Genomic DNA, 18,791 nt, shown 5'->3' with positions numbered 1-18,791 from the left:
CGGCGAACGGTAGCCCGCGAAAGCGTCCGAAGGACGATTGCGCGGGTTACTTAGTGAGTAAAATGTCAGCGTTCGTCAAAAAACGAACCAAAGATGAAATGCGATGAGCTAGCCACTAAAGCATAAGCAATGTGACCAAAAACCAATCACAAAATATCCTGCCTACATCGTCGGAGTATTAAGAATGCCTGCGACTATCAATCTAACAACGTCGCCGCCTCGGTCTCGCACGAAATATGTTTGCAGGTAGACTTGATCCTTCTTCATCGTGTCAATCAATCTCTGCTTGATTGAAGGGAGGAGGTCGTAGGGAATGCTGAAGCTGACAACTTTGGAGCCGTTTTCAATCTTCACCTTGCCCCAACCATTGTCCTTGTTGAATTGCACAACATCACAGAGTATTGCCGTTATCTCTGTATCGACTCTGGCGGTCTCAATGTCCGACGCCATTCGCTCATCAAGAAAGAGAACTTTGTTCACGCCTCGATCGCTCGTAGACGTAACCTCCAAAGTTTCTGCACTTCGCCGCAGAGCAACAGCCATCTCACTCATTAAAGGTGCTGCCATAGCGATGAGTTTCTGTTCTCTAGCAGCGTCAATTTTCTTTATGGATCCTTCACGCTCCAGCAAACGCTCATCTCGATTGATTTCAGCAACTCGCCTCCTCAGTAGCGGCTGTAAGTCAGCCGGGAAGTCGCCGATTTCGGCGTTTCCACTTGCTAGCTCATGCGCAGCAGTATCAACAGCGTCCGCAGTGACGTCGGAAACATCGGCCCTCGCCGCCGGAAGCCTGGAAAGGCTTCGCCCCATTGCTTCTTCATCTATTTTCTCGATTACTCTCTCGCTGATATACGCGACAAGGTCGCCTAAGCTAAGGTCAACAAACTGATCTTCTTTCGGCTGCCCAGGATCGTCGACGTCAATGTTAAATGAACCTTCGGTAAAGGGTTTAACAAAGATGTCGACGTTTGATTTATTCGAGATGTTTTTGGGAAAACGACCGACCTGCCGGAACTGTGCCAACTTAACTAGCAATCTAGAAGCAGCATACTGGAACCGAGCGACTTCGTAGAAGTTCATTTGATGCTCGTCAGCTAAGCCTCCCTCAAAGTGAAACGTCAGTTTTTCTCGCACAGTCGCCAACTCCCAAAAGATTTTCTTTGACTCTAACTACAACCCAGATGATATGGCAACATACGATGAGCATCAGGCATCAGTTTTGCCACCACAAAACGAAAGGCATTTGACTTGGGGGGAGTTAGCGTTGGGGCGGTTGGTGCAGCAATAGTCGCCGGTGTTATATCAATAATCGGAATGATTATTGGCAAGGAGCAAAAGGTATCAGAATTTAGGCAAGCTTGGATCAACGATCTTAGGCAGTGCCTATCAGACTATCTTGTGTGCATTAACGCCGTGTGTGACTTGAAGCGCCTGAAGAATTCGGGCACAACTATCGACGCCAATGAGCTTGTAAAGAATTACAAGGAGCTAAACAAAGCAAACCACGGCATAATTCTGAGGGTAAACTCGGAGGAAGATATACCTAAAGAACTAATACTGGCAATGGAAGAATTTGAGAGACTTGCAGGCTCAAAGGACAAATTTACGCCGGATGCCGTCAAGAGAATTGAAAGAAAATACTTATCCGCCTCTAAAAAACTTCTAAAACATGAATGGAGCAGAGTCAAAAAGGGCGAGCCCACTTTTTACTACACCAAGAGGATCTTGATTGCTGTGACCTCTGCGCTAATCCTAGCCTTTGGCCTATATTACTTCGCGGACGACCAAACTGAAAATGAGGGAAATGCAGCGGGTCAGCGAACCATCAGCGCGCCCGGAAATAGATGAACTCACGATAACACAGATTTTTTCTTCTTAAGAAAACAGGCCTCTCATACATTTACTCCAAACTTACTTATTCTCCAATGAACTTAGCTCGGCCCAGGATTGCCACAGGTGGCAAAAAGAGGTTCGGGTGATCATTTCCGACGCGGAAAGCGCCACCCCATGTCCTGCCCTCCCCAACAAGAGGCAGAGACATGGGAAAGAAATCGAAGAAGTTCCGCATCGCGATGCGCATGCAGGGCATGTGGCCCCACCAGCTCGCAGGCTACGAGTCCCACCGCAGGCGCGACGGTGGCGATGTCGGCCACTCTGACCCGAACAAGAGACCGCTGAACCGGCTGCTTATCGGCGAGGCTAACTGGGCTCAGACGGCCTGGAACCAGATCGCCGAGATGCGCTTCGAGAACTTCCTAATCCAGATGGAAGGGTTGAAGAAGCGACGGCACAAGAGCGATCTCAAGCAGCTCCTTCGAGAAGGGCCGAAGGACCCGTGGAGGGCATCCAAGCATGGCCCGATGCGTGAGGTGATCCTGACGACGAACAAGAAGTGGTTCGCACTCGACATGCAGGGCTTCCTCGACGAAAGCGGCCCGACGCTCGAGCAGCAGTTCGAGGACTGTGCCATAGGCTGGCTGAAGCACGCGTTCGGCGATGATTGCATCCATGCCCGGGCCGATGTGGATGAGGAGACCTATCACATCCATGCGGTGGTGATGCCGCGGACAAAGCTCCCGTGCGGCAAACGGATGCTCCAGCCCTCCATCCACCCAGTGATCGCGAGCTACGAGAAGGGTCAGGATGATGTGGGCGACTGGTTCAAGGCAGTCGGTTTGAAGCGAGGGAAAAAGCGGAAGCGGAAACTTCGCAAGGCCCTGGAACACAACAGGAAGGCGCGCGAAGCCTTCGAAGCCGGTGAGGCGGATACCTTGGACCTGGTCAGTGTGCCCAAGAAGCGGTGCCATGTCAGCCCGCGCGTCTGGAGAGAAAAACAGGAGCGAAAGCTGGCGGAGCGCGATCTGGCCCAGAGCGCGCGTGAAGATGAGATCGATGCTAAGGAGGCGTCCGTGGTCGGCCGCGAGATGAATGCCGACCAGAAGGCCGCCCAGGCGAACGCGACCCTGTCGGTGGCGCGGGATGTCGCTGAAGGCCGTGTGGTTGTCGGAGCCGGAAATGCGAGTGGCAGCGGGGATGAGAAGGGATCAACCTCCGCGTCGCCGACGCAGCGGCTATTCGGCCGTGCCCTCGAGGTTCTTCGTGCGCAGGCTGGCAGCGAGGCTCGGGCCGAGCTGAAGGACGCGTTCGATGAGATCAGGCTGGCGGATGACGCCATCGTCGAGATCGCGTCGGGACTCGGCACGGCAGCACGCAATCGCATCGCGAATGCGCGAAAATCTCTGTCGCGTGCGATCATCAGTATATCCCGCAAAATCAGTCGCTTGCCCGACGCCCGAGAGGAACCTCCGGAAAAGGACTGAATAGATGCCCTCGAAAGTTTTTTTCTCATTTCAAAGGGACGCATGTGCTTCTTGTTCGCGATTACCGGCCCCACCCAGAAAGACCGCGGCATTCTGTGAAACCCTTCTCTGAGGAGACCCCAAAATGACCAAACCCAAGAAGCGTCCCATCATCGATCGCCGTCGCCGGACTGAGAGCCAGATGCGCGCCGATGCCCGTATCGAAGCAATTCGTGACAAGGCCGCCATCGATGCACGCAACTACCAGCTGCGCAGGCTCAAAGCCGTGCATGACAACTTCGACCAAGCTGTGTGGGAGTGCGAGGACGATCGCCTGCTACAAGGCATGTTTTCGCTGTTCTGCCGGGTGGCGAAAGTTTCGGACGCCCGCCTGATTGCCGATCACGCGGATTGCCCTCAGTCCGTGCGCGACGAAGTGGACGCGCGCATCGAGGAGCGGCGTCGTTCCAAGACCGGCGCGATCAAGCCGGACGATGGCGAGCAGGCCGAAGCCTGAAGAACTGATCACTGGTGGGGTGAGAACAACGCGCCTTTACGCATGACCTGGGACCTGTGCCACTGGCACGGCCCTGTGGAGGGCTGCGTGGCCGGCCTTTGGGCGCACGGCGGTTCGACCGCGCATAGAGGCGTCGGCTCGATCAAGCGCGTCCGCTGCTTGACAGTCAGGCGCGCGGACGCACTTCAGCTCTACGGCGAACCGCCACCGGTGCTCGGGATTTCCGGCTGCGGCCGGACAATTGCCGACCTGGCCGAATAGCCCGGGTTTGCCGTCGCCAAAAAACTTCAAATATCGGTTAGGCAGCGCCCCCCTCCCCCGTCACCATCCGCACTGGCCCCGGCCATTTTCGCCGACATCGCCACCCGCCGCCGGGCCCCGCCCCGAAGGCCCTGCGAACGACGGCCGAACCGGCCATCTTCCAAACGCCTCAATGCCAACCGAAACGCCGTCCGAACACCGCGTGCGGCCCCGGCAGGCACGTCCCCCCGTTACTACAGCTGCCAGTCGTCCTCGCTCGCGACCTCGCCGATGGCGAGCCACGACATCCGCACCCTTGCGATGCGGGTATCGGCCCAGGTCCGGAACACCAGTTCGAAGCCGCTCTCGGTGATGTTCTCGGCAAGGATGTCGGCGCGGATATTGGCGCTCTGGTCCATGTCCCAGAGCGAGAGGGACACCTGCACCGAGGGCGGGCTGCGGAAGGCTTCCGAGAAGCGCACGGCCTTGCGGCGCTCGCGGGTGCCCGAGCCCGTCCACATCTCGCCGCCATTGGCGAAATCCGAGAACAGCTCGGTGTTGCCCTGTTCGATGCCGATGTGCGCGCCCAGCAGTTTCCGCATGCCGTCTCCTCCGTTGCCGAGGGGGGATAGCATCCGGTGCCCCGCCATGGAAGCGCACGGCCCGCACACAACAGCCCACCGCAAAAGCAAAAGGCCCCGCGCAAGCGGGGCCCTCGATCCGTTCCGGCGACAAGGCCGGGATCAGAAGTTCGGCTGCTTCGGGTCGAGCCCGATGTGGCCACCGATCGCGACCATGTCCATGAGCAGCTTGGCTGCCTCGTCGACCGGGCCGGGTTCGTTGTTGGTGGCTTCCTTGATCTGCCTGTAGGTCGCCTCTGCCTCGGACACCAGCGCCTCGTAGGTCGCCTGGTCCATGTCGGCATGGGGCACGGCCTTCTCGGCCAGGACGGTCACGCCGTCCCCGATCTCGACGAAACCGCCGGTCACGACGAACTCCTCGGCGCCCTTGTCGGTCTCGACCTTCAGGATGCCGGGGCGCAGCGTGGTGATCGTGGGCTCGTGACCCGGACCCACGGTGAGGTCACCCTCGGAGCCGGGGATCGCGACCGTCGAAGCCTGGGCGGACAGCAGGTTCCGCTCGGGGCTCACGAGGTCGAATTGCATCGTATCAGCCATAGGGGCCTCCGGTTGAATGGGGGGCGCGGATCACAGAGCCGGCCCCCCGGCAGTCATCAGGCAGCTTCCGCGGCCAGCTTCTCGGCCTTGGCGAGCACCTCGTCGATGCCGCCGACCATGTAGAAGGCTGCCTCGGGCAGGTGGTCGTATTCGCCTGCAACCACGGCCTTGAACGACGAGATGGTGTCTTCGAGCGGAACCTGGACACCGTCGGAGCCGGTGAAGACCTTCGCCACGTCGAACGGCTGGCTGAGGAAACGCTGGATCTTCCGGGCGCGGGCCACGGTCAGCTTGTCCTCTTCCGACAGTTCGTCCATGCCGAGGATGGCGATGATGTCCTGCAGCGACTTGTAGCGCTGGAGGATCCCCTGCACGTCACGTGCGACGTTGTAGTGCTCTTCGCCGACGATCTGCGGGTCGAGGATCCGGCTGTTCGAATCCAGCGGGTCCACGGCCGGGTAGATGCCGAGTTCCGAGATCGCGCGGTTGAGAACCGTGGTCGCGTCGAGGTGGGCGAAGGTGGTCGCGGGCGCGGGGTCGGTAAGGTCGTCCGCGGGAACGTAGACGGCCTGGATCGAGGTGATCGAGCCGTTCTTGGTCGAGGTGATGCGTTCCTGCATCGCGCCCATGTCCGTCGCGAGCGTCGGCTGGTAGCCCACGGCCGAGGGGATACGGCCGAGAAGTGCGGACACCTCGGAGCCTGCCTGCGTGAAGCGGAAGATGTTGTCCACGAAGAACAGAACGTCGGTGCCGGACTGGTCACGGAACTGCTCGGCGAGGGTCAGGCCGGTCAGGGCGACGCGGGCACGGGCCCCCGGCGGTTCGTTCATCTGGCCGTAGACCAGCGCCACCTGCGATTCCGACAGGTTGTCGGGCTTGATGACGTTGGATTCGATCATCTCGTGGTAGAGGTCGTTGCCCTCACGGGTCCGCTCGCCAACACCGGCGAACACGGAGAAGCCCGAGTGCACCTTTGCGATGTTGTTGATCAGTTCCATGATGAGAACGGTCTTGCCCACGCCGGCGCCGCCGAAGAGGCCGATCTTGCCACCCTTCGAGTAGGGCGCCAGCAGGTCGATGACCTTGATGCCGGTCACGAGGATCTCGGTGTCGGTCGCCTGCTCGTCGAACTCGGGTGCCGGCTGGTGGATCGCACGGTATTCGTCCGCCTCGACCGGGCCCTGCTCGTCGACGGGCTCGCCCACGACGTTCAGGATGCGGCCCAGGGTGGCGTTGCCCACGGGCACCGAGATCGGGCCCTGGGTGTCGGTCACTTCCTGGCCACGGACCAGACCTTCGGTCGAGTCCATCGCGATGGTACGCACGGTGCTTTCACCGAGGTGCTGTGCAACTTCAAGAACCAGGGTCTTGCCGTCGTTGGTGGTGGTCAGCGCGTTCAGGATCTCGGGGAGGTGGTCGTCGAACTTCACGTCGACCACGGCGCCGATGACCTGGGTCACTTTGCCTTTTGCGTTTGCCATTTATCGTCTCCGGTTCTTAGAGCGCCTCGGCGCCCGAGATGATTTCGATCAGTTCGTTGGTGATGACCGCCTGACGCGAACGGTTGTACTCGATGGTCAGCTTGTCGATCATCTCGCCCGCGTTGCGCGTGGCGTTGTCCATGGCGCTCATCCGAGCCCCCTGTTCCGAGGCCGCGTTCTCCAGCAGAGCCGAGAAGATCTGGGTCGCGACACCACGGGGCAGCAGGTCGGCGAGGATACGCTCCTCGTCGGGCTCGTAATCGTAGAGGGGGCCCGTGCCCTCCTCGTCGGACTCCGGTGCCTCGAAGGCAGCCGGGATGATCTGCTGCGCGGTCGGGATCTGGCTGACCACGTTGACGAAGGCCGAGTAGAAGATCGTCGCGACATCGAACTCGCCGGCATCGAAACGTGTCAGCACGTCCTTGGCGATGCCCTGCGCGTCGGCGTAGCCGAGCTTCTTCACCTCGCTCAGGTCGACGTGTCCGACGAACAGATCGGCGAAGTCACGCTTGAGCTGCTCGCGGCCCTTCTTGCCGACGGTCAGGATCTTGACCGTCTTGCCAGCGGCCCTGAGCTTCTCGATCTCGACCCGCGCCTTCTTCACGATGGAGCTGTTGAAACCACCGCAGAGCCCGCGCTCGGCGGTCATGACGACGAGCAGGTGCACGTCGTCCTGGCCGGTGCCGGACAGCAGTTTCGGAGCCGTGGCGCTGCCACCGACAGACGCGGCCAGAGCACCGAGCACCTTGTTGAAGCGCTCGGCGTAGGGACGCGACTGTTCGGCAGCATCCTGTGCCCGCCGCAGTTTCGCGGCGGCCACCATCTGCATGGCCTTGGTGATCTTCCGGGTCGACTTGACCGAGGAGATCCGGTTCTTGAGGTCCTTTAGGCTAGGCATGATCCTGTCCTTTCAGGGCGCTCAGGCGTAGGTCTTGGCGAATTCGTCGAGCGCTGCCTTAAGCTTGTCCGCGGGTTCGCCCTTGATCTTCGGGTCCTCGCTCTCGATCCAGTCGAGGATGTCCTTGCGCTGGCCGCGCAGGAAGGCGAGGAGCGCCGCCTCGTACTTGCCGACTTCACGGACCGGGATGTTGTCGAGGTAGCCGTTGGTGCCCGCGAAGATGATGCAGACGATCTCGGCGTTGGTCAGCGGCGAGTACTGCGGCTGCTTCATCAGCTCGGTCAGACGTGCACCACGGTTCAGCAGGCGCTGGGTCGCGGCGTCGAGGTCGGAACCGAACTGCGCGAAGGCGGCCATCTCGCGGTACTGGGCGAGCGACAGCTTCACCGGGCCTGCCACCGAGGACATCGCCTTGGTCTGGGCCGAGGAGCCCACGCGCGACACCGACAGACCGGTGTTCACGGCCGGACGGATGCCCTGGAAGAACAGTTCGGTCTCGAGGAAGATCTGGCCGTCGGTGATCGAGATCACGTTGGTCGGGATGAAGGCCGACACGTCGCCGCCCTGGGTCTCGATGATCGGCAGCGCGGTCAGCGAGCCGGCACCGTGATCCTCGTTCAGCTTGGCCGAACGCTCGAGCAGGCGCGAGTGGAGGTAGAACACGTCGCCCGGGTAGGCTTCACGGCCCGGCGGACGGCGCAGGAGGAGCGACATCTGGCGGTAGGCCACGGCCTGCTTGGAGAGGTCATCGTAGATGATGAGCGCGTGCTTGCCGTTGTCGCGGAAGTATTCCGCCATGGCGGTCGCGGCGTAGGGGGCAAGGAACTGCATCGGCGCCGGGTCGGACGCGGTTGCGGCCACGACGATCGAGTAGTCGATGGCGCCGGTGGCTTCGAGGCGCTTCACCAGCTGCGCGACGGTCGAGCGCTTCTGGCCGATGGCGACGTAGATGCAGTAGAGCTTCTTGCTCTCGTTGTCGCCGGCGGCGTCGTTGTACGACTTCTGGTTCAGGATGGCGTCGAGCGCGATGGCGGTCTTGCCGGTCTGACGGTCGCCGATGATCAGCTCGCGCTGGCCGCGGCCGATCGGGATCATGGCGTCGACGGCCTTGAGGCCGGTCGCCATGGGCTCGTGCACGGATTTACGCGGGATGATGCCCGGTGCCTTCACGTCGGCGATGCGGCGCTCCGAGGCTGCGATCGGGCCCTTGCCGTCCAGCGGGTTGCCGAGACCGTCGACCACGCGGCCGAGCAGTGCCTCGCCGGCGGGGACGTCCACGATGGCGTTGGTGCGCTTGACGAGGTCGCCTTCCTTGATGTCGCGGTCGGAGCCGAAGATCACGACGCCGACGTTGTCGGCTTCGAGGTTCAGCGCCATGCCCATGATGCCGCCCGGGAATTCGACCATCTCGCCGGCCTTCACGGAATCGAGGCCGTGGACGCGGGCGATACCGTCACCGACAGAGAGCACACGGCCCACTTCGGCGACTTCGGCCTCCTTGCCGAAGTTCTGGATCTGCTCCTTAAGGATCGCCGAGATCTCGGCTGCTTGGATACCCATTTATCCGACCTCTTTCATTGCATTCTGGAGGGAGTTGAGCTTCGAGCGGATCGACGTGTCGATCATCTTCGAGCCCACCTTGACGACGAGACCACCGATGAGACCCTCATCAACGGTCGTTTTGATCTTCACATCCTTGCCGAAGCTGGACTTGAGCTTCTCGGCAAGCTGGGCGGTCTGCTCGTCGGACAGCGCGGTGGCGCTGGTCACGTCGGCGGTCACTTCCCCCTTGGCCTCGGAGATCTTCTCGCGAAGCTGGGCGATGACCTGCGGCAGCACGAACAGACGGCGCTTCTGCGCCATCAGGCCCAGGCCGTTGTGCAGCGCGGGAATGAGGCCCATCTTGGCGGACACGGCCATGATCGCGTCCTGCATGGACTGACGGGGATAGATCGGCGAGGAGACGAGATCGCGCAGGTCGGCGCTGTCGTCCAGCGCGGCCGCCAGTTCGTTGATGTTGCCTTCGAGATTGCCGAGATCATTGTTCTCTTTGGCGATGTCGAAGATCGCCTTGGCATAGCGTGCCGCGATGCCGCCGGAGATCGAAGCTGGTTCTGACACGTCCACCCTTCCGATATGAGGCCCCCGCGACACACGGGGTCGTCCCGGTGTCCGGAGGCGTTGTCCCTGCCCTGATCTGCACCAGGGCGTCGAAATCAGCGCGGATGTAGCAGAGGCACCCCGCCCTCGCAACATGCTTAGGAGGTTTTGCGGCCAGCTTGAAGCCGTCATTTTCCAAGGACTTGCGCCTTTCCGTAACGGCGCTCTCGGACAGGCTTTTGGAATTAATTGATTTTTCGTTAATTCAGGCAAACAAAAACGGCCCCTGGCTGCGGCAAGGGGCGCCATCCCGCGATAGCGCAAACCGTTGGAAAGCTGCGCCACCACGCGTCCGGAACGCCCGCCGTTACCGCCCGACACAGGGTCCGTCGGGATCTGCGGAGGGCCAATGTTTGCGTTAACCAGCGAAACGTCAAGTTTCAGCGAGTCACGTCCCGGTGATGCGATTCTGCCGCCCGCCGCGGCGTCCTGCCGCAGGACCCGGGCGGGACCTCGTCGCGACCGGTCGGAGGCCCCGCGCGACACAGGCGCGCGGCAGGACGGCAGGACCGGCGCAGGACGAGCCCCCGGGCCGGTGTGGAGGAACACGCGGCATCGGCGTGTGGTCCCTCGACACGGGCGTGACGGAGCTCACGACACCAGCGCAGGACAACTTGCGGGAACCGCGTGAGGGACCGGGCGCCGCCGGTACGCGTCAGGCCGCCCTGACAGGAGAGAGGGAGCGGGCGGAGGCAGCATGGCACCGACGCGAGACACGCCACGGCATCGGCACGAGCGAGCGGCGACATCGGCAAGTCCCCAAAGACCGGCACGCCTCAAGCCGCCGCTCCGCAACGATGGCAGACCGTCAGACCGGCTTCTGTTCCTTCTTGGGCGCCGGCGTGAGCACGTCGAGCGGGTTCGGCATCCGCACCTTGTCGCCCAGCCCGGTGCGCTCGGGCGGGTAGCGCTTCGACACCCGCACGATCAGCACGCCGCCCGCCACCAGCGCCGGGATGGCACGGCCGATGCGCTCCCACACCGGGCCGGTGCGCATCCAGAACCGGCGGCTCGAGGGCGGCTGGTACAGCACCGAGACGTGGCTCTGCCGGATGAAATCGTGGCGCTTGAGCTGCGCGTCGAGCTGGCTCAGCGAATAGGGGCGGCCGTAGCCGAAGGGCGTCTTCTCGGAGCGCGCCCAGAGGCCCGAGCGGTTGGGCACCACGAACAGCGCCTCGCCTCCCGGCCCCAGCACGCGGTAGCATTCGTCCAGCAGCTCCGAGGGCCGCTCCGACGTCTCGAGCCCGTGCATCATGATCAGCCGGTCGACGTGGCCGGTCTCGAGCGGCCAGAGCGTTTCCTCGCACAGCACGGTGACGTTGGGCTGCCCGGCGGGCCAGGACATCACCCCCTGCGGCGCGGGCATCAGCCCGACGACCCGGCGCGCGCCCTTCAGGTACGGCCGCAAGAGCGGCACCGCGAAGCCATAGCCCACCATCGTGTGGCCATGGGCATCGGGCCAGAACTGCAGCACCTGGTCGCGGACGATGCGTTGCGCCGCGCGGCCGAGTGCGCTGCGATAGTAGAAGTCACGCATATCGTGAACGTCGAGGTGCATTGCGACGCTCTCTCCCTTCCTTCAAGCTGGGCGCAGTCTGGCAAAGCCTATGAGGAAAGACCATGGAGATCGTCACCGTCCCCTGTCTCAGCGACAACTACGCCTATCTCGTGCGGGGTCCCGGCGGGGTCTGCCTCATCGATGCGCCCGAGGCGGCGCCGATCGCCGCGGCCCTGTCCGAGCGCGGCTGGGGCCTCGACACGCTGCTCATCACCCATCACCACCACGACCACGTCGGCGGCGTCGACGAGCTGCGTGCCACCTTCGGCTGCTCCGTCGTCGGCCCCCGCGCCGAGCAGGAGAAGATGCCCGCCCTCGACCTCGCGGTGCAGGGCGGGGACGTGCTCGAGGTTGCGGGAACCCGGTGCGAGGTCATATATGTGCCCGGTCACACGCTCGGCCACATCGCCTTCCACTTCCCCGAGGCGCAGGTGGTGTTCACTGCGGACAGCCTGATGGCGCTCGGCTGCGGCCGCGTGTTCGAGGGAACGCCGGAGATGATGTGGGACAGCCTGTCGAAACTGGCAGCGCTACCACCCGAAACAATGGTTTGCTCCGGCCATGAATATACCCAATCCAACGCCCGCTTCGCGCTGACCATTGAACCCGGCAACGCAACGCTTAAATCTAGAGCAAACGACATTGCCAAAGCCAGGGCAGAGGGGCTTCCAACCGCCACCTGCAAGCTGTCCGAGGAACTGGCCACCAACCCTTTCCTGCGTCCCGACTCCCCGGAAATCCGCGATTTGCTGGGCATGAAGACCGCTACCGATGCAGAGGTCTTCGCCGAGATCCGCGCAAGGAAAGACAAGTTCTGAGCCGCCGCTTTTCACGCCAGATGTCATGGCTCACTGCAAATGTGAGCGGCATCGGCCAAGAAATTCCTTGATGGAACGCGGGAGTCGACCGAACTTTAACGATAGAAGGCAATGTTGGGCCTGACCGCCCGACGCAGACAAGAGGAGCGCCCCCGTGCCGTCTTTCTCGAATACCCTGGAACAGGCCATTCACGCAGCGCTGGCTCTCGCGAACTCGCGCAGCCATGAATTCGCGACGCTGGAACATCTCCTGCTCGCACTGATCGACGAACCCGATGCCGCACGCGTGATGAAGGCCTGCTCCGTGGACACCGAGGAGCTGCGGACCACGCTGGTGGAGTTCATCGATGAGGATCTCTCGAACCTCGTGACCGACATCGAGGGGTCCGAAGCGGTGCCCACCGCCGCCTTCCAGCGCGTGATCCAGCGCGCCGCGATCCACGTCCAGTCCTCGGGCCGGACCGAGGTCACCGGTGCCAACGTGCTCGTCGCGATCTTCGCCGAGCGCGAGAGCAACGCCGCCTACTTCCTGCAGGAGCAGGACATGACCCGCTACGACGCGGTCAACTTCATCGCGCATGGCGTGGCCAAGAACCCCGCCTACGGCGAGAGCCGCCCGGTCACCGGCGCGCAGGAAGCCGAGGAAGAGACCAAGGCCACCCAGGCCGAGGCTCCGCAGGACAACAAGGAATCGGCGCTCGGCAAGTACTGCGTCGATCTCAACAGCAAGTCCCGCAAGGGCGACATCGACCCGCTCATCGGGCGCGAGCAGGAGGTCGAGCGCTGCATCCAGGTGCTCTGCCGCCGCCGCAAGAACAACCCGCTCCTGGTGGGCGATCCCGGCGTCGGCAAGACCGCCATCGCCGAGGGGCTGGCGCGCAAGATCGTCAACGGCGACACCCCCGAGGTGCTGTCGAAGACCACCATCTTCTCGCTCGACATGGGCGCGCTGCTGGCCGGCACCCGCTACCGCGGCGACTTCGAAGAGCGGCTCAAGGCCGTGGTGACCGAGCTCGAGGAACACCCCGACGCGGTGCTCTTCATCGACGAGATCCACACGGTGATCGGCGCCGGCGCGACCTCGGGCGGGGCCATGGACGCCTCGAACCTCCTGAAGCCCGCGCTTCAGGGCGGCAAGCTGCGCACCATGGGCTCGACCACCTACAAGGAGTTCCGCCAGCACTTCGAGAAGGACCGCGCGCTCAGCCGCCGGTTCCAGAAGATCGACGTGAACGAGCCCTCGGTCGAGGACACGGTCAAGATCCTCAAGGGCCTCAAGCCCTATTTCGAGGAGCACCACTCGATCAAGTACACCGCTGACGCCATCAAGTCCGCGGTCGAGCTCTCGGCGCGCTACATCAACGACCGCAAGCTGCCCGACAAGGCCATCGACGTCATCGACGAGGCCGGCGCGGCCCAGCATCTCGTGGCCGAATCCAAGCGTCGCAAGACCATCGGCGCCAAGGAAATCGAGGAGGTCGTGGCCAAGATCGCCCGCATCCCCCCGAAGAACGTCTCCAAGGACGATGCCGAGGTGCTCAAGGATCTCGAGAAGAGCCTCAAGCGCGTGGTCTTCGGCCAGGATCCGGCGATCGAGGCGCTCAGCTCGGCGATCAAGCTGGCCCGTGCCGGCCTGCGCGAGCCCGAGAAACCGATCGGCAACTACCTCTTCGCGGGCCCGACCGGGGTCGGCAAGACCGAGGTGGCCAAGCAACTCGCCAGCACGCTGGGCGTGGAGCTGCTGCGTTTCGACATGTCCGAGTACATGGAGAAGCACGCGGTCTCGCGCCTGATCGGTGCGCCTCCGGGCTATGTCGGCTTCGACCAGGGCGGCCAGCTCACCGACGGCGTGGACCAGCACCCGCACTGCGTGCTCCTGCTCGACGAGATCGAGAAGGCGCATCCGGATGTCTACAACATCCTGCTGCAGGTGATGGACCACGGCTCGCTGACCGACCACAACGGCCGGACGGTGGATTTCCGCAACGTGATCCTGATCATGACCTCGAACGCGGGTGCCGCGGAACAGGCCAAGGCGGCGATCGGCTTCGGCCGTGACCGTCGCGAGGGCGAGGACACCGCCGCCATCGAGCGGACCTTCACGCCGGAATTCCGCAACCGTCTGGACGCGGTCATCAGCTTCCAGCCGCTGCCGAAAGAGATCATCCTCTCGGTCGTCGAGAAGTTCGTGCTGCAGCTCGAGGCGCAGCTCATGGATCGCAACGTGACCATCGAGCTCACCAAGCCAGCGGCCGAATGGCTGGCCGACAAGGGCTACGACGACCGCATGGGCGCGCGTCCGCTGGGCCGCGTGATCCAGGAGAACCTGAAGAAGCCGCTGGCCGAGGAACTGCTGTTCGGCAAGCTTCAGAAGGGCGGCGTGGTCAAGGTCGGCATCAAGGACGGCAAGCTGTCGCTCTCGTTCGAAGGGCCGGACAAGCTGCGCCTCTCCTCGAAGAAGCCGCCGCTTCTCACCGCCGACTGATCCGGGCCGCCGGTCTGGACCAGACGACAGGACTCATCGCTCCGCCGCGCCCCACGCGCGGCGGAGTTTTCGTTTTCACCCCATGGCGCCTCCGCGTGTCCCGCCGCGGGGCTGGCCAGCCCCGGTGCCGCCGCGCTATAAGGGCCGCCGGTCCGCGGGATGACCCGCAGGACCGCCCCCGGACGGCGCGCCAGACGCCGCCGCACACAGGAGGACCCGGATGACGAGACGCCCGGACAAGGCGCCGCCGCGGCGCTCGCGGCCGGTGCAGCTCGCGGAGACCATCAAGGAGTGGGTCGTCGAGCACGAGCTGCGCGCCGGAGACCGCCTGCCGGGCGAGGCCGAGCTCATCGCCCGCTACGGCCGCTCCAAAGGGACCGTGCGCGAGGCCATGCGCATCCTCGAGGCGCAGGGGCTGGTCGAAACCCGCACCGGCCCCGGTGGCGGCAGTTTCGTGGGCGAGGTCACCGGCGAACGGGCGCGGGCGCTGCTGGCCAACTACTTCTACTTCCGCGATCTCTCGATCTCGGACATCTACCAGCTCCGCAAGCTGCTCGAACCCGAGGTCGCCGCCAGCCTCGCCGGCCGCCTCTCCGAGGAACAGCTCTCCCAGCTCGAGGAGGTGATCGCCGAATACCCCCTGCCCGCCCGCGACGTGGACGAGGAGCGCGCGCAACACGTCTCATCGCTCAAGTTCCACGCCCTGCTGGCGTCCTGGGCCGAGAACCCGCTGCTGGCCTTCACCGTCGAGTTCATGACGCAGATCCTGACGGAACTCACGGTCTGGCGCCGGCTATACGAGCCGCAGAACCGGGCGCTCTGGCAGAAGGGGCGCTCCTACCAGACCGAGTTGGTCGACGCGCTGCGCAAGAACGACGCCTCGCGGGCCCGCGCGGTGATGCGCGCCCACATGGAGGTGGCGGAGTCGCTGATGAAGGAGCAGGAAGCGCGCGTGCTGCGCCGCTTCATCGCCGAATAGGCGCGCGGCCCGCGACGGTCGGGGCCTCTGCCGGCGCCCGCGTCCGGTCCGTGGCCACCGGCACCACGGGCAGCCAGTCGGCATAGGGCGAGCCCGTCGCGCGGGCCAGCAGCGCCTCGAGCGCGTCGAGCGGCGCCTCGGCATAGTCGATACGCAGGCTCAGGGGCGGCGCCTCCGGGTGCAGCACCAGCAGCGCCGCCGATTGCAGCCCGCGAAAGTCCGACGCATCCGCATCTGCCGCCCGCAACCCGGCGAGCAGGCGCTCGGCCATGCTGCCCGCGGCCTCGAGATAGCCCCGGCGCAGCGCCGGCAGCACCGTGGAGGCCCCCAGCATGTTGCCCGCCACCACGAGCCCCGGCTCGGTGTGGTGACCGCTGACCGGGATGCTGTCGGCGCCGGTGAAGGCGCCCGTGCCGCCCCGCGGGTCCAGCGCCGAGAGCTGCCGGTGGCCGCAGCCGGGATCGGCCCCGGTGAGCCGCGTCACCGCCCCGGCCGCGCTTTCGCCGCCGCGCATGGCGGTAAGCGCATCCTCGCCCCAGAAGGTCGAGGGCGCGGTGCCCTGGCTGGCCGACAGGCCCGAATCGACGGTTCCGCGCAGGACCCAGCCGCCGACGCAAAGGCTCCCGGTCGCGGCGGCGCCGCCGAATGTGCCGGTTTCGCGGTCATGGACGAGAAGGGAAAAGGTCACGGGCACCTCCGGGCAAGCGGTCGGGAAAGAATTTCGTTGAATTTATCACGATAATTTGGCCTGCTTCAATTGATCATGAAAAATTATGGCCGCCGGGCCGCGGCGGCGACACAGAGAGGATGAAAATATGGGAGTTCTGACCTGGACCCGGCGGGGCGTCCTCGCCACCGGCACCGCGCTTGCCCTGAGCCTCGGCCTGCCCGCAGCGGCGCAGACGCCGCCCGGCGTGCTTATCGTGGGCCAGATCGCCGAGCCCAAGGCGCTGGACCCGGCGGCGGTGACCGCGGTGAACGACTTCCGCATCCTGATGAACGTCTACGACGGGCTGGTGCGCTACAAGTCCGGCACGCTCGAGGTCGAGCCGGCGCTGGCCACGTCGTGGGAGATCTCGGAGGACGGCACCGAGTACACCTTTGCCCTGCGCGAGGGCGTGAGCTTCCACGATGGCAGCCCCTTCGATGCCGAGGCGGTGGTATTCAACTTCGAGCGCATGCTGAACGAGGATCACCCGTTTCACGACACCGGCCCCTTCCCGCTGGCGTTCTTCTTCTCGTCGGTGGCCTCGGTCGAGGCGGTGGACGAGCTGACGGTGAAGTTCACCCTGTCCGAGCCCTACGCGCCCTTCCTGTCGAACCTCGCCTATCCTACCGGGCTCATCGTCTCGCCCGCGGCGGTCGAGCAGTACGGCGCGGATTTCGCCCGCAACCCGAGCGGCACGGGGGCCTTCACCTTCGCCGAATGGCGCTCGAACGAGGCGGTGGTGGTCGAGGCCAACCCCGATTACTGGGACGGCGCGCCGGCGCTGCAGGCGGTGGTGTTTCGTCCGATCACCGATGCCAACACCCGCACCGCCGAGATGCTGGCCGGCGGCATCGACATGATGGTCGAGGTGCCCCCGGTGGCGCTGTCGGAGTTCCGGAGCGACAGCTTCCGGATCTTCGAACAGGCCGGCCCGCATGTGTGGTTCCTGATCCTGAACGCCAAGGAGGGCCCCTTCGCCGACAAGAAGGTGCGGCAGGCGGCGAATTACGCGATCAACAAGGAAGCGCTGGTGAACGACGTGCTCGAGGGCACCGCCGAGGTCGCCGCCGGCCCCACGCCGCCGGCCTTCGCATGGGCCTACAACGAGGCGCTCGAGCCCTACCCCTATGACCCCGAGAAGGCGAAGGCGCTGCTCGCCGAGGCCGGTGCCGAGGGCGCGGAGCTGACCTTCTTCGTGACCGAGGGCGGGTCGGGGATGCTCGATCCGATTGCCATGGGCACGGCAATCCAGGCGGACCTGAACGCAGTGGGCTTCGACACCAGGATCGAGACCTACGAGTGGAACACCTTCCTCGGCGAGGTGAACCCCGGGCTCGAGGGCAAGGCGGACATGGCCGAGATGGCGTGGATGACCAACGACCCCGACACCCTGCCGTTCCTCGCGCTGCGCAGCGAGGCCTGGCCCGACAAGGGCGGGTTCAACTCGGGATACTATTCCAACCCGGAGGTCGACGAGCTGCTCGAGAAGGCGCGGGTCGCCACCGACCAGGACGAGCGTGCGACGCTCTACAAGCAGATGCAGGAGATCGTGCAGGAGGATGCGCCCTGGGTCTTCGTGGCGAACTGGAAGCAGAACGCGGTGACCAGCGACCGGGTCGAGGGCTTCGAGCTGCAGCCGTCGTTCTTCCTGCTGCTGGACGAGGTGACGAAGAACTGAAGGGGTTTCGGACCGGGGCTGCGCCCGGTCCGACCGGCGCGGGCTGACGCCCGCGCGGAAGCAGGGGCTCTGCCCCTCTGCGCGCGCAGCGCGCATTCACCCCGGAGTTTGTCCGGCAAGATGAAGCGCCGCGGTCGGTGACAGCGGAAAACGGGGGCACCCCTTGGGAAGCTACATTCTGAAACGGCTGGTCTCGGCGATCCCGGTGCTGCTGGGGATCACGGTGATCGTCTTCGCCATCATGGCGCTGATCCCGGGCGATCCGGCGACGGCGATCCTCGGGAGCTACGCAACGCCCGAGAACGTGGAGAAGCTGAACCGGGATCTCGGGCTCGACAAGCCGGCGGTGCAGCGCTACGCGATCTGGCTCTGGAACATGGTGCAGGGCGATTTCGGGCGGTCGTTCTCGCTCAACCGGCCGGTGCTCGACGAGGTGCTGGACCGGTTCGGGGCGACGCTGGTGCTGGCGGGGACCTCCTTCGTGCTGTGCTCGGTGGTGGGCGTGGCGGCGGGGGTGGTCTCGGCGGCGCGGCAATACGGGGCGGCGGACCGGGGCATCACCTTCGCGGTGCTGCTGGGGATCTCGATCCCGTCCTTCTTCCTCGGCATGATGATGATCCTGATCTTCGCCGTGCGGCTGCGCTGGTTCCCGGCCTCGGGGATGTGGCCGATCTACGGCGACCGCGATCTCTGGGTGCTGCTGCGGCACCTGACGATGCCGGCGCTGGCGCTGGCGGTGGTGGCGACCGGCGTGGTGGCGCGGCTGTCGCGCTCGGCCATGCTGGAGGTGC

The 18,791-nt window shown here is 64.2% G+C and carries 17 protein-coding genes; 8 read left to right on the top strand and 9 right to left on the bottom strand.

Annotated features, from left to right (window positions below; translation table 11 throughout):
• Positions 1-162: 162 nt before the first annotated feature.
• A complete protein-coding gene (locus tag HC022_RS06835) occupies positions 163-1,080 on the bottom strand; it encodes a hypothetical protein (RefSeq protein ID WP_175583485.1) in 918 nt (305 codons plus the stop codon).
• Between the two features lie 168 nt (positions 1,081-1,248).
• On the opposite strand from HC022_RS06835, the gene HC022_RS06830 reads away from it, so the two are divergent.
• The 3 genes from HC022_RS06830 to HC022_RS06820 all read left to right on the top strand — a co-directional run bounded on the left by HC022_RS06830 (position 1,249) and on the right by HC022_RS06820 (position 3,816).
• On the top strand, positions 1,249-1,848 hold the full coding sequence (locus tag HC022_RS06830) for a hypothetical protein (RefSeq protein WP_167451909.1): 600 nt from the start codon (positions 1,249-1,251) through the stop codon (positions 1,846-1,848).
• Between the two features lie 191 nt (positions 1,849-2,039).
• The gene (locus tag HC022_RS06825) at positions 2,040-3,320 is read left to right on the top strand and encodes a plasmid recombination protein (protein ID WP_167451908.1); all 1,281 of its coding nucleotides are present in this window, start codon (positions 2,040-2,042) and stop codon (positions 3,318-3,320) included.
• Between the two features lie 124 nt (positions 3,321-3,444).
• On the top strand, positions 3,445-3,816 hold the full coding sequence (locus tag HC022_RS06820; RefSeq protein ID WP_167451907.1) for a hypothetical protein: 372 nt from the start codon (positions 3,445-3,447) through the stop codon (positions 3,814-3,816).
• A 494-nt stretch (positions 3,817-4,310) separates the two neighbouring features.
• On the opposite strand, the gene HC022_RS06815 is transcribed toward HC022_RS06820, so the two are convergent.
• From HC022_RS06815 to HC022_RS06785, 7 genes are all read right to left on the bottom strand, one after another.
• On the bottom strand, positions 4,311-4,658 hold the full coding sequence (locus HC022_RS06815; RefSeq protein WP_167451906.1) for an H-type lectin domain-containing protein: 348 nt from the start codon (positions 4,656-4,658) through the stop codon (positions 4,311-4,313).
• Between the two features lie 141 nt (positions 4,659-4,799).
• The gene (locus HC022_RS06810; RefSeq protein ID WP_008886839.1) at positions 4,800-5,234 is read right to left on the bottom strand and encodes a F0F1 ATP synthase subunit epsilon; all 435 of its coding nucleotides are present in this window, start codon (positions 5,232-5,234) and stop codon (positions 4,800-4,802) included.
• 56 nt (positions 5,235-5,290) lie between these two features.
• The gene (gene atpD, locus HC022_RS06805) at positions 5,291-6,715 is read right to left on the bottom strand and encodes a F0F1 ATP synthase subunit beta (protein WP_008886749.1); all 1,425 of its coding nucleotides are present in this window, start codon (positions 6,713-6,715) and stop codon (positions 5,291-5,293) included.
• A 16-nt stretch (positions 6,716-6,731) separates the two neighbouring features.
• The gene (locus tag HC022_RS06800) at positions 6,732-7,613 is read right to left on the bottom strand and encodes a F0F1 ATP synthase subunit gamma (RefSeq protein ID WP_167451905.1); all 882 of its coding nucleotides are present in this window, start codon (positions 7,611-7,613) and stop codon (positions 6,732-6,734) included.
• A 21-nt stretch (positions 7,614-7,634) separates the two neighbouring features.
• Complete coding sequence (gene atpA, locus HC022_RS06795) at positions 7,635-9,173, bottom strand: F0F1 ATP synthase subunit alpha (protein WP_008887172.1); 1,539 nt, start codon at positions 9,171-9,173, stop codon at positions 7,635-7,637.
• The gene (locus HC022_RS06790) at positions 9,174-9,734 is read right to left on the bottom strand and encodes a F0F1 ATP synthase subunit delta (RefSeq protein WP_368484621.1); all 561 of its coding nucleotides are present in this window, start codon (positions 9,732-9,734) and stop codon (positions 9,174-9,176) included.
• A gap of 847 nt (positions 9,735-10,581) precedes the next feature.
• Positions 10,582-11,331, bottom strand: coding sequence for a class I SAM-dependent methyltransferase (locus tag HC022_RS06785; RefSeq protein WP_008886857.1), 750 nt, complete (start codon positions 11,329-11,331; stop codon positions 10,582-10,584).
• Between the two features lie 62 nt (positions 11,332-11,393).
• On the opposite strand from HC022_RS06785, the gene gloB reads away from it, so the two are divergent.
• From gloB to HC022_RS06770, 3 genes are all read left to right on the top strand, one after another.
• Positions 11,394-12,149 (top strand): hydroxyacylglutathione hydrolase, encoded by a 756-nt coding sequence (gene gloB / locus HC022_RS06780; protein ID WP_167451904.1) that lies wholly within the window; start codon positions 11,394-11,396, stop codon positions 12,147-12,149.
• Positions 12,150-12,303: 154 nt separating this feature from the next.
• Positions 12,304-14,634: an ATP-dependent Clp protease ATP-binding subunit ClpA gene (gene clpA / locus HC022_RS06775; protein ID WP_008886730.1), complete on the top strand. Its 2,331-nt coding sequence runs from the start codon at positions 12,304-12,306 to the stop codon at positions 14,632-14,634.
• A gap of 220 nt (positions 14,635-14,854) precedes the next feature.
• A complete protein-coding gene (locus HC022_RS06770) occupies positions 14,855-15,613 on the top strand; it encodes a FadR/GntR family transcriptional regulator (RefSeq protein WP_167451903.1) in 759 nt (252 codons plus the stop codon).
• On the opposite strand, the gene HC022_RS06765 is transcribed toward HC022_RS06770, so the two are convergent.
• Positions 15,600-16,301, bottom strand: a complete 702-nt coding sequence (locus tag HC022_RS06765; RefSeq protein ID WP_167451902.1) for a DUF1028 domain-containing protein — start codon at positions 16,299-16,301, stop codon at positions 15,600-15,602. The two genes, HC022_RS06770 and HC022_RS06765, sit on opposite strands and share 14 nt — an antisense overlap.
• A 127-nt stretch (positions 16,302-16,428) precedes the next feature.
• Here HC022_RS06765 and HC022_RS06760 point away from each other — a divergent pair, with 127 nt between their 5' ends.
• Together HC022_RS06760 and HC022_RS06755 are read left to right on the top strand one after the other, a co-directional pair.
• Positions 16,429-18,000, top strand: a complete 1,572-nt coding sequence (locus HC022_RS06760) for an ABC transporter substrate-binding protein (RefSeq protein ID WP_167451901.1) — start codon at positions 16,429-16,431, stop codon at positions 17,998-18,000.
• Positions 18,001-18,163: 163 nt separating this feature from the next.
• Positions 18,164-18,791: ABC transporter permease (locus HC022_RS06755; RefSeq protein ID WP_167451900.1), on the top strand; the 628-nt coding region annotated here is incomplete at its 3' end.

This window comes from Salipiger sp. HF18 (assembly GCF_011806505.1).
In the GTDB taxonomy this organism is placed as follows: domain Bacteria; phylum Pseudomonadota; class Alphaproteobacteria; order Rhodobacterales; family Rhodobacteraceae; genus Salipiger; species Salipiger thiooxidans.
Note: the sequence above shows the minus strand (reverse complement) of the source record. Positions and strands in the feature narration are given on the sequence as shown.

Coding starts and splice junctions, on each gene's coding strand:
- HC022_RS06835 (WP_175583485.1), bottom strand. CDS start 1,080: ATGAACTTCTACGAAGTCGCTCGGTTCCAGTATGCTGCTTCTAGATTG.
- HC022_RS06825 (WP_167451908.1), top strand. CDS start 2,040: ATGGGAAAGAAATCGAAGAAGTTCCGCATCGCGATGCGCATGCAGGGC.
- HC022_RS06820 (WP_167451907.1), top strand. CDS start 3,445: ATGACCAAACCCAAGAAGCGTCCCATCATCGATCGCCGTCGCCGGACT.
- HC022_RS06815 (WP_167451906.1), bottom strand. CDS start 4,658: ATGCGGAAACTGCTGGGCGCGCACATCGGCATCGAACAGGGCAACACC.
- HC022_RS06810 (WP_008886839.1), bottom strand. CDS start 5,234: ATGGCTGATACGATGCAATTCGACCTCGTGAGCCCCGAGCGGAACCTG.
- atpD (WP_008886749.1), bottom strand. CDS start 6,715: ATGGCAAACGCAAAAGGCAAAGTGACCCAGGTCATCGGCGCCGTGGTC.
- HC022_RS06800 (WP_167451905.1), bottom strand. CDS start 7,613: ATGCCTAGCCTAAAGGACCTCAAGAACCGGATCTCCTCGGTCAAGTCG.
- atpA (WP_008887172.1), bottom strand. CDS start 9,173: ATGGGTATCCAAGCAGCCGAGATCTCGGCGATCCTTAAGGAGCAGATC.
- HC022_RS06785 (WP_008886857.1), bottom strand. CDS start 11,331: ATGCACCTCGACGTTCACGATATGCGTGACTTCTACTATCGCAGCGCA.
- gloB (WP_167451904.1), top strand. CDS start 11,394: ATGGAGATCGTCACCGTCCCCTGTCTCAGCGACAACTACGCCTATCTC.
- HC022_RS06770 (WP_167451903.1), top strand. CDS start 14,855: ATGACGAGACGCCCGGACAAGGCGCCGCCGCGGCGCTCGCGGCCGGTG.
- HC022_RS06760 (WP_167451901.1), top strand. CDS start 16,429: ATGGGAGTTCTGACCTGGACCCGGCGGGGCGTCCTCGCCACCGGCACC.